The following is a 14,615-nucleotide window of genomic DNA, read 5'->3' as shown; positions in this document are numbered from 1 at the left end:
ATAACACTTTTTAGCGGGTACAGTTCATCCTGACCCTACCGATGTCTAGCTATACACGCTATGATGGCATTACCAGTTCAGATTGGAACAGCGAGGGTGATTACGTGTCAATTCGGGTTTTAGGTTGCAGTGGCGGATTAAGTGGTAATAACCAGCAAGGCTCTACCTGTATTCAATTGAACGAAACCACCCTTATAGACGCAGGAACAGGGCTAGCAGGTTTGAGCCTGGAAGAGATGCAGCGCATTCGGCATATCTTTTTAACCCATGCGCACATGGACCATATTGCCGCTTTACCAACCTTTCTGAGTAACCAATTTGATCAACAGGATTTACCCGTTAAAGTCTATGGGCTGGCAGAAACCCTAACGCGTCTGCAAGACAATATTTTTAATAACGAGATTTGGCCGGATTTTACTCAACTGGTAGAGTCTGAAGTGCCGATGTTAGAGCTTGTTGAAGTTAGTGCTGGCGATATTATTAGTCACCAAAACTTAACATTAGAACTGTTTGCTGTAGAACACAGTATTCCTACTATTGGCTATTCCGTAAAAAGCGAAGGCTCACACTTTATTTTTTGCGCTGACTGCACTGAATCGGATCAGCTAGCTGCTGATTTAAATCGGCTCGCACCCATTGATATTCTGATGATTGAATGTGCTTTCCCGGACCGGCTGACCGAAGTGGCCGAAAAGTCAAAGCATATGACGCCCAGCATGTTGCATAGGACTCTGGCAAAAATCCCGGACGTAAAGCATGTCTGGATAACTCACCTAAAGCCAAGCTATGAAAAAGAACTGCGCAACGTTCTGCATGGCAGTCGCTTAACGGTGCTATAACGAAAGGAGACTTTCATGGCTAAATCGACTCTGGAACAGTGGCGTATGTTTAAGGCTGTCGCCGAACATGGTGGCTTTATGCAGGCGGCAGAAAGCGTCCATAAAAGCCAGTCCAGTGTGCACCATGCAGTGAATAAAATGGAAGAGCAACTGGGCGTTGAGCTGTTTGAGATTCAAGGCCGCAAGACCTCCTTAACCGATGCGGGTAAACAGCTACTACGCCGGGTTAATTATTTACTGGCAGAGACCGAACGTTTTGAAAACGTCGCTCAGAATTTAAAAGTGGGTGTCGAATCGACACTAACCGTCGCGGTCGACGAGGCTTTTCCTAAACCTATTCTCTACCAGGCGATGGAAAAAGTCTCCGAGGAATACCCGCTGGTCCATTTAGAAATTATAGAAACCATATTAACCGGTGCCAACGAGCTGTTGAATAAAGGCTTAGCGCAGGTTGCTGTGGCGCCGTTTGTACTGGATAACGAACTCAGTGAAGTTATCTGTGACGTTGAGTTTATTGCCGTGTGTGGGGCTCAACACGGATTAGCGCAAAAAAATACCGTTACCCCGGAAGACTTAAAAAGTTGCCGACAAATTGTATTACGTGATTCTGGCACTGAAAAACGCATTGATATTGGCTGGCTCGGTTCCGAACAACGATGGACCGTCAGTCATTTAGCCAGCTCCATCGAGCTTATCCGCAAAGGTTTGGGGTTTGCCTGGCTGCCAAAGCCTGCCGTGCAGCAATACTTAGACGACGGTTCGTTAGTGCCTTTAGCCTTAAAACGAGGCGCAAAGCGTTCATTACCCTTTTACCTGAATTTTGAAGACGCTGACAGCTTAGGCCCGGTGGCACGCAGCTTTATTGGTCAGATTCGTTACTTAAGTCTTTAATCGCTTGCTCGAGTTCGTGCGGCTTGTAGATGTGTGTTAACGAATGAAAATCGCCTTGCTTAGTATTAACCGTGAGGGTGCCATAGTTAAACCGACGACCCAAAAAGCTTTGCTGAACGTAAAAACTGCTAATGTCACTTGGTTTTAAGTCCACTTCCTGGTTAAAAAAAGCACCGTACTTTGCCAACAAGCGTTGATTAGTCACTGCGATTTTTGTTCGCCAGTACAATAAAGTAACTTTTATCGCATCAAAGCCAATAACTATAACCAGCGTCATCGAAAGGAAAGATTGCGACGCAGAAGAAAGCAAGTTAAAAAAAATGGCTAGCAGAGTAAATCCCGCTAACTCCATAAAGATAATGTAGCTTTTCCAAGCCCGGTGCTGCACCTGTTCATTTTCGTGTAATTGAATTGCCATCTGCGTCCTTGCCTGATGTATCAGCTTATTATTGGTATCCTGCTGCCAGTATCACCAAACCAAAACAACTGATCAAGCCCAGCACAGAAACAGCTTTCGGAATAAAACGTTGTTCGGCACTCACTTTAAGTGCCGCGATATTGGTAATGCCGTAATACACCAATACCGTAAAAGCACTGAGTGTCCAGGCCGACTTAATGCCGCCAAATAAGGCAATCAGCGCCATGATTAAAAAGGTCAGCCAGGTCGCTGCAGGGGCCGACTTGCTGTCACGGTCAAGATTAGCTAAGAAGCGGGGCAAGTCGCCACGCCGTCCCATCGCCAGCACCACCCGTGATACGCCTAGCAGCAGGTTCAAAACCACACCGCACATCGCCACCGCACCACCAACGATAACCAGCCATTGCCATGGTGAGTCCTGCACTAAGTTAGAAATATTAAAGTGGCTTTGCTGAAACGAAGCCAGCCCGCCCACATGTAAAATGGCCAGACCAACTGCAATGTATAGCGCGGTGACGACGCCCAGAGTCAGTACCACAGCTTTGGGAATATTCTTTCTCGGCTCGGTAATTTCTTCACCCATCGTGGCAATACGGCCATAGCCGGTAAACGCCACAAACATAAGTGCCGCCGCATGAAACAACGATAACTCGGAATCCGGCCTAACCGCTGTCGCTGTTTGCGGCTGACTGAACGATACTGCGATAAATACTAACAAACCCAGAATGCTGACCGCGACCAGCAACAGGTTCAGCCAATTGCTGCGGCGCACGCCCAGCAATACTAATAGAGTGAAGAGTAATAGCAGACTAACGGCAATGAGACTCACCAGCCATTCAGAGAGGCCAAAGCTGGCACTGATATACCACGCTACTGCCAGCGCCGCTGTTGCAGCTGAGGCGCTTTTGGCAATAATGAACAGAACACCGGCAACAATACCGCTGGCCGGGTTTAAAAACTGATAACCGTATTCGTAAGTACCACCACTGACCGGATGCGCTGCGGCTAACTGAGCCGAAGACAGGCCATTAAGCAATGCAGTCGCGGCCGCTATCAAAATGGCAATCACCAGCATATCACCGGCAATGGTCGCGCTTAAGCCGACACTGACATAGGCACCCGTTCCCAAAATAGAGCCCAGACCAATGACTAAGGCTCCGGCAAGTCCTGTTTCACGAATCAGTTGCTTATTCATGCATTATTCCTCATCGGTCTGAGCATGAACCTCAAAATCTCCGGTCGGTGTTTCCTGAATCCACAGTTCTATCGGCTGACAGCACACCTGACAATCAACGATCTGATGTTGCCCAACATCGTTGACGGGATCAACCTCCAGCGAATTCGGCGCCATACAATACGGACAACTGAAACTGGTTTCGTGCGCTAACGACATAACTGTCTCGCTCTGCTTTAAGTAATTAACTCGCTGCTTGCTTTAAGACGATAAGCTGCTGAATAACCTTGTCCAGATTGGCTGGAGGGCGTTTTGGCTGATAAGCCTGGATGTGTTCGACCAACCCTTTGCGCTCAAGCACCGGGATACTCGGTGGAGAACTTAATTTAACCCGAGCTTTGCGATGAGAGAAAAACACCACGCCCTCGAGCCAGGTAGATGCTTTTTTACCTTTTAAATAGGTTGCCAGCACGTGTACCTGCTTTTTAAGCTGTTTTATCGGGTTGCGAACGTCAGCGGTATAACGACCACCCTTCTGTCCCACCTTGTGAGCCGTCCAGTTAGGTGCTTGCTCATCACCAGTTACTTTCGAATTATTGTTTTTAACCTCGATGACAAACACGCCATTAGGCCCTACCACAATCAGGTCGAGCTCGGTATAACCACGCTTTGTTTTCGGGTTAGGAACATCAACTTGGTTAAATAGCACATAATCGTCAGGCAGCTTCTCTAGCTGTTTCAAGGTCTTCAGCTCGCCGCTGGCACCCGACTTCTTAGTCGCTGCCGCGCCAAACACCAGGATTAAGTAGGCGAATGCTATAACCCACCACAGCTGTGGCAGTGCGAACATAAGGGTTGCGGCAATCGGCGCACCGATAATGGCGACCCATTTTCGGGCTTGGTTTACTTCTTGAGAAAGGCGATTTTTCGTAATGTACTGAGTGTCGGCCATGACCTGCTACTGATTTTTCCTATTAAACGTGCGGTTATTAAACCATTAAACCGCGTTAACGTCAGCTGCAATTCACGACTGCTTTTGCCTAATTGCCTGAATGAGCTCGTCTTTGCTCATATAGCTTCGCTCATCGATGTTGAGTTCCTGGGCACGATTATAAAGTTCGTTCTTTGTCCTCTCTTCCAGCGGCGTATTAGGATTACCCGTGCCCTGAGTCGTCACATTCTCAGTTTCACCTTCCTCTCGCCGCTGCTTATTCACCGTGCGACTGGCAATTTCTTCAGCCTCTTCCTCACTTTTACCCTCATCCAACTGGGTCTGCTTAATGTGTTGATACATCCGTTCGTCTTTTTCTCGCCAAACGTCTGGCATAATAGCCTCCTTGTATCTTTACCCTTCCCACGCCGGCAGTTGCCGGGCATTAACCGCAATTTCAGCAGTTTGTAGTAAATGGCTGAACAATTGTTCACGCCAGTTACGTTGTTCAAAACGACCGATAGTTCGAGTCACTTCACTTTTAAACTGTGTTGGTTCGCACTCATATAAGTAACGCCAGTTATCCAATAACGGATCTTTTCTTTGCTGCAAAAGCTCTGGCAGTGGGACCTTATCACCTTTTCTTGAATTCACCGCTTTAAAGCTCGGCTGCAGGTTCCACAGGTCATTAGAAAACCAAAGGCTAAACGGCAGAACGTGATCGACCGCAAGAGTCTTTGCGGATATCTGTTCATCTGTCCATACGCAACAGAGGTTGCTTTGCTGCTTGTAGTATTTACTCGCAACCGACTGATCCCGGGCGACGTTGCTACTCTCTAGTAACACTCCAAACACATGCGCTTTTTGCACCGGTGTCGGGACACCAACAGCTGCTAAAGAAGCAGAAAGCTCTGCCCAGCGAACTAGCAGCGAGTCTCTGACCCAATAGCCAGACAAACAAAACTCCTGCCAAAGATCGCCATCCACCATAATCTTTTGCTGAGCTTGATCATATTCAAATAACTCGCCTTTAGTATAGTCAACAGGGCCTCTGATAATGGTCTGAGAAATTTCTTTTATAACCCTGCTATATCGATTCGCCAATGACTCCGGCAGCCTATCTTGCTCTCGCTGGGTCAAGAACACCGACAATAGGTTAATTGATTCAGCCGGCAGACGGTAAAGCTCCGCAGCTTCCTGAATCAAAAGCCTTAAACCCTTTTCAAACTTTAAGTTAACGTTGCCGCGAATTTGCGCAATATCGTGCACCAACAGTGGCCAGTAATACTCTAGCCAACATTCAGCCAACCGATTTAACGAGACTCCGGCACGTCCATCGGCATACCAATACATCGAATCATGGCCCTGCTCCGCAATGTCACAAAACGCTCGCAGTAGCGCCAGCTTGTAAGTCGCTGTTTTCTTATCGTGACGCAACACACTCTCTATTCGATCCAGAGGCTGTGCAGCCCATGCGCGCTTGCGCAAAACCAGTATCCAATAATGCTCAGTTATGTTCGACTCAACCGACGATAAGCCAAGCCTGGAGCACAATAGCTTTAACCGCGCCAGTGGCCCTTGGTCGATATTGTTATTAGCTGACTGCCCAAAGTTTTGCGCAATAAATAGAAAATCATCCGTTTTTAATTGCTGCCGCTGATCGGACAAAAAGTGAAACAGCTCATGGGAAGGAAATCGGTCCAAAGGGTCACGAATAATGTTCGACGAAGCTATTTGACTTGAGCCAACATTATAGCCAGCCGCGGACTCACCGAGATAAGATTCCTTACCGGCATCGACCGGTTGATAACGTTGAACCAGCTGTCGCAAGGAATGTTCTAACGACATCATTTAGCATCCGCACTCTTTTTTAAAATTGCGTTTAGCCATTGCTCGTCTCCGCGCCCGGGTCGTGCATCCGCATCGACCCATAAGGCATCGACATGAAGTGGTGTATCCTGAACCGCCTGATGCAATCTCTCTTCGTTAAGGTCGGTAAAGTCTCTTCCCTGATTATGGCGTTCTTCATCACCATATTTAAACGAGCAATAAAACACACCTTCGGGGGCTAAAAAGTTCGATAAATGACTGAGCACTCCCGGTAATTCGTCTTCCGGCACATGTAACAGGGAGGCACAGGCCCAAATTGCGTCAAAGGTTTCATCAGAGCTGTAATCAGAAAATGTTGCTCGTTTAATGTCCGCGTTTGGCAACAGCTTTTGTGCTTGTTCCACCATTTTTTCACTGGCGTCAAAAGCCGCCACTTTAAATCCCTGATCCGAAAAAGCTAGAGCGTCACGACCTGATCCGCAGCCCGCATCCAGGATACGGCTGCCGGCTGGCACCATTGCCAAAAATTGATTATAAACAACAGACATATCGACATTTAGCGTGTCATCTAGAAACTGCTCAGCATTATCGTTGTAGTAGCGAATGGTTTGATTCGGCATGTCATCCTTTGACTTACTTTGGTTTACCTTAGTTATTTAACAGCATAACGCGTTTGGGTAATAAATAAACACATTAGAAACGTAAAAAGGCGAGCCAGAAACTGACTCGCCTTTGTCTTTGAAGAATACACTGTTATTTGTTTTTGCCTTTTCCTTTAGGCGCTTTACCGCAGTCACTGCGGGCCGCTGAAGAAATCAGCGCTGACGCTTGGTCCTGGGTAATTAGGCCACTATTAACCTGTGCGTTAGAGGCCTTCGCCACACAACTAACGTACTTGCCGTGATTTTTCCAAGGCACGTCTGTTGCAGGTCCTGCGCAGTTACACGCGTTAGCAATATTTTGCTCACCGGAGCAACCAAACTGATCGACCGCTGCACCTTCTTCAGTAGCTGGACAAGCATCGACATCATCGAATACGCCGTCAGCGTCACTATCCTCAACTGGCCGACTGTTCGGATCATTTGGATCGCTACCCGCGGCTACCTCTTCACCGTCCAGGAACCCATCGCCGTCCGAGTCTGGGTTCTGCGGATCGGTTTCAGTCAGTGTTTCTTCCGAATCAGTTAACCCATCGTCGTCACTATCAGTAAAGGTAGTACCCGTATTGGTTTCCAGTCGGAACATACCGCCGGCTAAGCCGCCGCCGTCAAATATAATAAACTCTAGTGTGTGATCACCGTTAAGGGTGACAGGATAAGAGTCTGCTGAACTCGTAGCGGCCTGAAAACCAACAAGGTTGCCATCGATATAAACCCATGAGCAATTGTCGGCCAACAGATCCAGAACAAATTCACCCTGACCTGTTATTTCTTGTGAATAGCGTGTCCAGTTGTGTCCATCCGGCCCACCTGAGTCCACCGAATCCATAGTATTCCAGGCATTGATCCACTGAGCGCCGAAACCCGCTGCTGGTTGCCAGGGATGAACTGACAAGCCAAATTCGGTCGCAGCGTGTGGGTTAACCCAGTTATCTTGCAGACTAACGTCGGGGTTAACCTTACAAGCATTGGTTGGCCAGCTAGCATCAGCCGTCGACGGCAGTATCGGGTCATAGGCCGTAACCGAGGAGTCGCTGGTATAAACGATCGTTTGTTGAGCCATTGCGGAGGCAGCCGTGAACGCAGCTGCAGCAATAAGAGTTTTAGATAGGCGAAACATTTTTATTACCTTTTAAATGAATTATACGCACTAAGTTCATCAAGCGAGGGCTTGGACAACATAAACTCAGCAGTGATTACTCGAGCTTAAGTTACATCGTGTTTTCTCGAAGTGTATTCTTGTATAGTTTACAACCAATTTACTAGCAATAGATTTAGGACAAATGACTAACGGTCATTTGCTATATGTGCATCGTCATATGCCGGTACTATCAAAAACCTAAGCGCTACTAGGTAACCACATACGGTTACATTTGAAATTGTAACTGAATTCGGTTACATTCCTTATTGTAACTGTATGTAGTTACTCTTGATCGCTATTAGTTAGGGATTTCGATATGTCTAAAAATTTAGTAGCCGTAATTACTGGGGATATTGTCGACTCGAGTCAGATTGAAGTAAAAGCATATAATACCGTGCTCGAACATCTGACAAAGGTTTTAAAGCAGCTCGCGAAGAGTCGAGAAATGCATTTCGATGTTTTTCGCGGCGATGAATTCCAAATTATTCTAACGTTTCCTAAAGAAGCGCTATTCGTTGCCTCTATCATCCGCTTGTCCCTAAAGTCAGCTAAGATTGACGTTCGACAGAGCATTGCAGTGGCAGAAATTGATAAAATGCGCGATGATGTTAAAAGTTCTACCGGTGAGGCATTTGTGATGTCGGGGCGGAATCTAGACAAAATGAAGTCTGAGTTATTTATATTCTCATCCTCAGACAGCAGCCTCCATCGACATCTTGGTGTAACGGTTAAGATTCTGGACGCGCACTTATCTTCGTTAACCAAAACCGAAGCCGAAGTGTTAAGTTGCTTTCTGCAACACGATAATGAATCCCATGCGAACCTTGGTAATAGACTTAAAAAAAGCCGTGCCAACACCACGAAGTTACTCAACGCTAGCCATTACACAGCGGTCTTAGAGTATTTGACTTACGCAGGCGACTTAATAAGCGAGGCTAAAGCATAATAATATGAACGAATACTTTATCCTCGTCTTACTACTAATCACCCACATTGTAGGTGATTTTTATCTACAAACCGATAAGTGGGTTAAAGCCAAACGTTTTGTCTTCTACCGCCCCAAAAGACGTTATTATCTTCATTGCTATTTTATAACCTCACAGCTATCGCACGCACTTTTGCACGGTTTTCTCATCCTAGCAGCACTTTTTACTGCACATAAGCTGGGACTTATTTGGGTTTCCGATAGTGAATTGTATAAGGTCACTATTTGGTTAGCCAGTACACACTTAGTTATAGACGTAGCGAAAGCAGTAGCGGAGCGTTTTTTTAAGTCGTTAAAAACCAATGCTCTAAGCACACTGTTATTTGACCAATTAGCTCACATTCTATCGATCATTGTTATCTGGCTGATTTTGTTTAGTAATAACCTAAACTGGGTTGAGCAAATTTCATTGGAGCATCTCATCATTGTGGCGGCTTATTTATTAACCTTAAAGCCAACATCAATTTTAGTAAAACTTATACTTCAATCTCGAGACGTAGCCGACAACCGTCAGATCCCCAAGGCCGGAAAGTTAATTGGATACCTAGAGCGCTTAATCACTCTTACTTTAATTTTTGCAAATCAATACACGGCGATTGGTTTTATCATCGCGGCTAAGTCAGTTCTGAGATTTGGTGAGAACAAAGCTAAAGATACTCAACTCAATGAATACGTTCTGCTAGGAACATTAGCTAGTTTTACGTTTGTATTGCTAATCGGTGTAGTTGCGAAACTGTTATTGTTCTAGTGACCTTCTTAATAATGTTAAAACCCTTACGCCCTCATATGTTAATTCAAGTAAAGAAACTTGCGTAGCTGCCTCCAGCGCATAAGCTTAACTTAGTTACTTGTCGCTGGAGCAGTTATGAAGCCGATTCTTCGGGTTACAATAGGGTTACTGGCTGGTGTGATGCTGACCGCCTGCGGTCAGCCGAGAATTGTTAACGACTACCTGGAGAAGCTGGAAGGCCTGGCTCAGCATGTCGAATCGTTGGCGGAACAACCTAAGGTCTGTATGTCTTCGATAAGCGAAGTGGAAGAGCGCTACGGTTACCTGGCACCGGGTAAAAACACCTACCTCGAATACCAATTTACACCCGCCGAGGCGCGCCGCTTTGATGCCCTGGTGTCCCGCATTGAGCAGGCCAACAGGGTCATTCGTAAACGCGGCGATGATAACTGTTAACGCACTACGATACTTTATACCAAAGGGCGTAAAGCGCCGGTACAAACAATAGCGTGATCACAGTACCAACACTCACACCGCCGATTAGAACAAAGGCCAACGGCCCCCAGAAGCTATCCAGCGTTAATGGCACAAATGCCAGCACGGCAGCAAAGGCGGTCAGCAGTACCGGCCGGGCACGTTGCACCGCCGCCTCGATAATAGCTTTACGCTCGGACATGCCGTCCGCCAGGTTATCGCTGACCTGCTGCGTCAGGATTAATGTGTTCCGCATGAGTATACCGGCCAGACCGATAAGCCCCAGCGTTGCTACGAATCCAAACGGTTGATTAAACAGCAGTAACGCCACTACCGCACCAATTAATCCTAACGGAGCTGTTACCACCACCATAAATGTGCCGCTAAAGCTACGCATTTGCAGCATCACGAAAATGAGCATCAGGGCCAGCATCAACGGCATTAATGCCCGAATAGAGTCCTGCGCTTTAGACGACTGTTCTTCGGTACCACCAATTTCGATATCATAGCCGTACGGCATTTGCTCTCGCAGTTGCTGCAAGTCAGACCATATCGCGGTAGTTACATCTTTCGGCTGCGCCCCCTGTATTTCGCTGTTCACAGAAATAGATAGCTGCCGGTTGTAACGCTTTAATACCGGGTCTTCAAACTCTACTTTAATATCCGCAATTTGCTTAAGCGGTATCACCTTGTCCGAGGCTGTACGCAGTTCCAGTCGCTCCAGTGCGTCTTGTTGCTGGGCGGCATTATCACTGTGATCAATACGACTTCTGCCACCGATGGCCTGCAACGGTACCGTGCGAATACCATCCCGCAACTGAGTAATCATCTGTCCGTCTAAGAGCATTTGCAGCTGCTGGGCAACGGCCGCCGGTGTTAACCCGTGGCGCGCCAATTCGCCATTTTTCCACTGTAAATGCAGGGCCGGGATGCGTTCCGACCACTCCAGATGAGGCTCAACCGTGTGTTCGTTACTGGCCATTATGTCCCGCACCTCATTGGCATAGTCGCGCAGTTCAACCGGATCGGAGCCTAACACCCGGAACGCGACCGGCCAGTCCACAGGCGGTCCGTACATGAGCCGTTCGACACGGACTCTTGCTTCGGTGAACTGGCCGTCATCAATCGCCTGCCGGTAAGTTGCCATCAGTTTGTCGCGGGCTTTAGGGCTGTCAGCAACCACCAACAGCTTACCGAAACTGCTGTTCGGTTGTTCCGGATTCGCTGAAATAAAGAATCTGGGCGGACCTGCACCAATATACGCCGAGACAGAATCAATACCTTCAGCGTCAGCGGCTATATTTTCCAGCTTGTTCATCGCGCCGTTGGTGCGATGGAAGGCAGTGCCCTCCGGCATGTACACACTGACAATAACTTCGGTCCGGTCCGACGCCGGGAAAAACTGCTTTTCTACCGGCCCGGCCATCCCTGCAATCGCAACAATCAAAAGTGCTGCGGTAATTCCCACAACTGTCTTTTTGTATTGCACGCAACGTGTTATCCAGCTTCGCAATTTGGGATAGCGGGCATCGTGGTCAACGTGTTTATCCGGGGAGATGTTAGGCAGCATCTTAACCCCCAGATAGGGCGTGAAGACGACCGCAACAATCCACGATAAAGTCAGTGAGATTGCCAGCACCCAAAAGATATTACCGGCGTATTCGCCCACCGCCGATTTAGCAAAACCTATTGGCACAAAGCCGGAAATCGTAACCAGCGTACCAAACAGCATTGGCGCCGCAGTCACCGTCCAGGCGTAGGTCGCGGCCTGAGTACGCTCGACCCCCTGCTCCATTTTTACCAGCATCATTTCGATGGCTATAATGGCATCGTCCACCAGTAAGCCCAGCGCCAGTATCAACGCGCCCAGGGTTACCCTGTCCAGGTTCATCCCCATCGCCAACATCACCATAAAGGTCGCGGCCAGCGTTACTGGAATCGCAATACCAACCACCAGCCCGGCCCGAAAACCAATCGCCAGAATACTGACCCCCATGACCACTAACAAGGCGACCAAAAACTTCACCTGGAAGAGGTTAACCGCATCGTCGATGGCGTCGGCTTGATTGGTCAATACCTGTAGCTGAGTTCCGGCCGGCAGGTTTTGTTTTTCGGTTTCGACGAACTCAGCTAGACGGGCACCAAACTCCTGGCCGTTTTCGCCTTGTTGCATCACCACGCCAACAATCAGTGCCTGTTCTCCAAAGGCCCTAATGATTTGCTGTGGCGGGTCGCGGTAGCCACGCTCGACAGTAGCAATATCCTGCAACTTGAACTGTCTATCTTCAATAATTATCGGCAGCTGCTTTAGCTGTTCGAGATCAGACAAATCGTTTTTTACACGCAGCCTGAGCGTTGGTCCTTCACTTTGAATCTCGCCGGCGGGTAGCAGTTGATTGTATTGTCTGAGCTGTTCAGCTAACTGCTGGCTGGTTAGCCCCAACCGCTGCACCCGGGCTTCGTTAAAGCGGATATAAACTTGCTGTTGCCGCTCGCCAAATAACAGTGCTTTGTTAACTCCGTCTACCTGCTGCAGCCGATCACGAAGCGCCTCAGCGACCGGAATAAGCTCCCGTTGCGGTTGCTCCTCGCTGGTCAACGACATCATCGAGAAATAAACGTCCGAAAAGTCTTCATTAACGTGCGGGCCGATAACACCCTGAGGTAATTGCGCCTGAATATCCTGCATCCGCCGTCGCACCTGATAAAAACGATCGGGCAGTTCACTGGAGGTAACAAAGTCTTCAAACTCAACTTTTAAATAGGCAGCACCCGGTCGGATGGTAGTCTCGATGGCTTTTAGATCCGGTACTTCCTGGATTTCTTTCTCGAGTTTATCGACCACTTGCTGTTCAATAACTTCGGGCTCAGCCCCTGGCCACTGGGCGGATACCATCATTACCCGCACGGTAAAACTGGGATCTTCGGCGCGTCCCATAGAGCCAAAAGAGTACAAGCCAGCAATTAACGTTAACAATAAAAAGAATAAGGTAACCGAGCGCTGCTTTACCGCTATCGCTGAGAGATTTAGCGAGGACATCAGTTAACCGCCTTTACAGATTGGCCTTCGGTAATCCGGTTAATTCCCTGACTGATGATAACGTCGCCAACGGCCAGGTTATCGCTTTTAATCAGCGCTTGTTGAGTGGTTAGCTCCATGACCTGCACCTCGGTAGTCGCCGCCTTACCTGATTCTATACGCCAAATTTGAGCGTGCTCTCCGCGCTGATCGATGGCGGCAATAGGCACCGCCAGCAACTGACCATTGTCATAATCGGTATTGACCACCAGCACCGTTGCCAACTGACCAAATAACGCATCATCCAGAGGTTGTTCGAGGTTGTATCTTACCCGCCGGGTAAAACTTAACGGGTCTAAGGCTCCGGATTGAGAGAATAAACTCAACGGCAATTCCTGCCCGTTAAGCATCAGTGTTGCCGATTCAGTGACCGGTTTATCAGCGGGCAAATCAAACACCACTTGGTGTTGTTCACCCTGGGCAAGTTGCACAACCGGTTGGCCGGCACTGACTACCAGCCCCGGATCGGCATTAATAGCCACCACGGTACCGGATTCAGGTGCTTTTAAGCGCGTGTATTCCAGTGCGTTTTGCGCCTGTTGCTGTTGTGACTGCGCTTGCTGGAACTGGTCCTGGGCGGATTCATAGGCCAGCTGATAAGACTCTAGTTGCTGCTCGCCGATGGCGTTGCTCTGGTAAAGCTCTTTACCACGTCTTAAGTCGTTTTCGGCTTTTTGTAAATTCTGTTTAGCCGCTTTTAAAGCAGCCTCTGCCGCTTGTTTGCGCTGCACGTAATCGACATCATCCAGGGTGGCCAGTGTCTGACCTTTGCTGACCTTTTGTCCGGCTTCCACCTGGCGGCTACTGACCTTGCCGCTCACCTGAAAACCCAAGTCTGTCTGATAACGGGGAACTAACGCTGCCGTATACTCGGAACTGGGCGTTTCGGCAGTCTCTATCGCAACCGTTGCTACCGGTGTCGCGGTCGTTTCCGTATCAGTTTGGCTATTGTCTGAGCAGGCAGTCAGAAATACTGCAAAAACCCCGTAAGAAACTAGTCTGGCAACCTTCTTATTCATGACAATCTCGATGATTTAATTTTAAGCATAATAGTGTCACAGGTCCGTTAAACATAAAAGTCAGGATCGTTTTTAGTTTTGATGACGTATCCATAATATCAAAGTATGGAGGTACCATGACAATCAGTGAATCGGAACAATCTCGCATTATCGAAATGGCCTGGGAGGATCGAACGCCGTTCGAAGCAATTGAACAGCAGTTCAACCTAAACGAAAAGCAAGTCATTAACTTTATGCGTCGACATCTAAAACCCAGTAGCTTTAGGTTGTGGCGCCAGCGCGTCAATGGCCGCAATACCAAACATCAAAAGTTGCGACCTAAAGCAGTCAATCGTGGCTATTGTCCGACGCAGTATAAACAACGTTGAACCTAGGGCAAAACGAGCGTTATGAAATATCCTACACATGGTTCTAATTGACGCTTAACCCGGCATGCTCTAAGTTA

Annotated in this window: 16 protein-coding genes; 6 read left to right on the top strand and 10 right to left on the bottom strand. The window is 48.0% G+C overall.

Annotated elements, in window-relative coordinates; genetic code table 11:
• Positions 1 to 41 precede the first annotated feature (41 nt).
• Together CWI81_RS10185 and CWI81_RS10180 are read left to right on the top strand one after the other, a co-directional pair.
• The gene (locus CWI81_RS10185) at positions 42 to 839 is read left to right on the top strand and encodes a 3',5'-cyclic-nucleotide phosphodiesterase (RefSeq protein WP_126785215.1); all 798 of its coding nucleotides are present in this window, start codon (positions 42 to 44) and stop codon (positions 837 to 839) included.
• Positions 840 to 854: 15 nt separating this feature from the next.
• Positions 855 to 1,730, top strand: a complete 876-nt coding sequence (locus CWI81_RS10180; protein WP_126785214.1) for a LysR family transcriptional regulator — start codon at positions 855 to 857, stop codon at positions 1,728 to 1,730.
• Here the strand turns inward: CWI81_RS10180 and CWI81_RS10175 are convergent.
• The 8 genes from CWI81_RS10175 to CWI81_RS10140 form a co-directional block, all read right to left on the bottom strand.
• Positions 1,699 to 2,148 (bottom strand): PH domain-containing protein, encoded by a 450-nt coding sequence (locus CWI81_RS10175; protein WP_126785213.1) that lies wholly within the window; start codon positions 2,146 to 2,148, stop codon positions 1,699 to 1,701. The genes CWI81_RS10180 and CWI81_RS10175 overlap by 32 nt on opposite strands.
• 28 nt (positions 2,149 to 2,176) lie before the next feature.
• Positions 2,177 to 3,343, bottom strand: coding sequence for an APC family permease (locus tag CWI81_RS10170; protein ID WP_126785212.1), 1,167 nt, complete (start codon positions 3,341 to 3,343; stop codon positions 2,177 to 2,179).
• Between the two features lie 3 nt (positions 3,344 to 3,346).
• Positions 3,347 to 3,541 carry a zinc ribbon domain-containing protein gene (locus CWI81_RS10165; RefSeq protein ID WP_126785211.1) on the bottom strand — a complete coding sequence of 65 codons (195 nt, stop codon included), beginning with the start codon at positions 3,539 to 3,541 and terminating at the stop codon, positions 3,347 to 3,349.
• Between the two features lie 25 nt (positions 3,542 to 3,566).
• Positions 3,567 to 4,274 carry a nuclease-related domain-containing protein gene (locus tag CWI81_RS10160; RefSeq protein ID WP_126785210.1) on the bottom strand — a complete coding sequence of 236 codons (708 nt, stop codon included), beginning with the start codon at positions 4,272 to 4,274 and terminating at the stop codon, positions 3,567 to 3,569.
• Between the two features lie 72 nt (positions 4,275 to 4,346).
• On the bottom strand, positions 4,347 to 4,649 hold the full coding sequence (locus tag CWI81_RS10155; RefSeq protein ID WP_126785209.1) for a Rho termination factor N-terminal domain-containing protein: 303 nt from the start codon (positions 4,647 to 4,649) through the stop codon (positions 4,347 to 4,349).
• Positions 4,650 to 4,667: 18 nt separating this feature from the next.
• Positions 4,668 to 6,104 carry an HNH endonuclease domain-containing protein gene (locus CWI81_RS10150; RefSeq protein WP_126785208.1) on the bottom strand — a complete coding sequence of 479 codons (1,437 nt, stop codon included), beginning with the start codon at positions 6,102 to 6,104 and terminating at the stop codon, positions 4,668 to 4,670.
• Positions 6,101 to 6,703 (bottom strand): class I SAM-dependent methyltransferase, encoded by a 603-nt coding sequence (locus CWI81_RS10145; RefSeq protein WP_126785207.1) that lies wholly within the window; start codon positions 6,701 to 6,703, stop codon positions 6,101 to 6,103. The genes CWI81_RS10150 and CWI81_RS10145 overlap by 4 nt, the downstream gene beginning before the upstream one ends.
• 133 nt (positions 6,704 to 6,836) lie before the next feature.
• Entirely contained in the window at positions 6,837 to 7,862 is a 1,026-nt protein-coding gene (locus tag CWI81_RS10140) for a thrombospondin type 3 repeat-containing protein (protein ID WP_126785206.1), read from the bottom strand.
• 337 nt (positions 7,863 to 8,199) lie between these two features.
• Between CWI81_RS10140 and CWI81_RS10135 the strand changes: the two genes are divergently transcribed.
• The 3 genes from CWI81_RS10135 (at position 8,200) to CWI81_RS10125 (ending at position 10,054) form a co-directional block, all read left to right on the top strand.
• Positions 8,200 to 8,829: a hypothetical protein gene (locus tag CWI81_RS10135; RefSeq protein WP_126785205.1), complete on the top strand. Its 630-nt coding sequence runs from the start codon at positions 8,200 to 8,202 to the stop codon at positions 8,827 to 8,829.
• A 4-nt stretch (positions 8,830 to 8,833) separates the two neighbouring features.
• Positions 8,834 to 9,616 (top strand): DUF3307 domain-containing protein, encoded by a 783-nt coding sequence (locus CWI81_RS10130; protein WP_126785204.1) that lies wholly within the window; start codon positions 8,834 to 8,836, stop codon positions 9,614 to 9,616.
• A gap of 117 nt (positions 9,617 to 9,733) precedes the next feature.
• Entirely contained in the window at positions 9,734 to 10,054 is a 321-nt protein-coding gene (locus tag CWI81_RS10125) for a hypothetical protein (protein ID WP_126785203.1), read from the top strand.
• Positions 10,055 to 10,058: 4 nt separating this feature from the next.
• Here CWI81_RS10125 and CWI81_RS10120 read toward each other — a convergent pair whose 3' ends face one another.
• Entirely contained in the window at positions 10,059 to 13,112 is a 3,054-nt protein-coding gene (locus CWI81_RS10120; protein ID WP_126785202.1) for an efflux RND transporter permease subunit, read from the bottom strand.
• A complete protein-coding gene (locus tag CWI81_RS10115) occupies positions 13,112 to 14,170 on the bottom strand; it encodes an efflux RND transporter periplasmic adaptor subunit (RefSeq protein ID WP_126785201.1) in 1,059 nt (352 codons plus the stop codon). Before CWI81_RS10115 ends, CWI81_RS10120 begins: the two co-directional genes overlap by 1 nt.
• Before the next feature lie 116 nt (positions 14,171 to 14,286).
• Here CWI81_RS10115 and CWI81_RS10110 point away from each other — a divergent pair, with 116 nt between their 5' ends.
• Positions 14,287 to 14,538: a TIGR03643 family protein gene (locus CWI81_RS10110; RefSeq protein ID WP_126785200.1), complete on the top strand. Its 252-nt coding sequence runs from the start codon at positions 14,287 to 14,289 to the stop codon at positions 14,536 to 14,538.
• The last annotated feature ends 77 nt before the right edge of the window (positions 14,539 to 14,615 follow it).

This window comes from Idiomarina seosinensis (genome assembly GCF_003987275.1).
GTDB lineage: Bacteria > Pseudomonadota > Gammaproteobacteria > Enterobacterales > Alteromonadaceae > Idiomarina > Idiomarina seosinensis.
The sequence above is the reverse complement of the archived record's forward strand: the minus strand, read 5'-3'. Positions and strand labels throughout refer to the sequence as shown.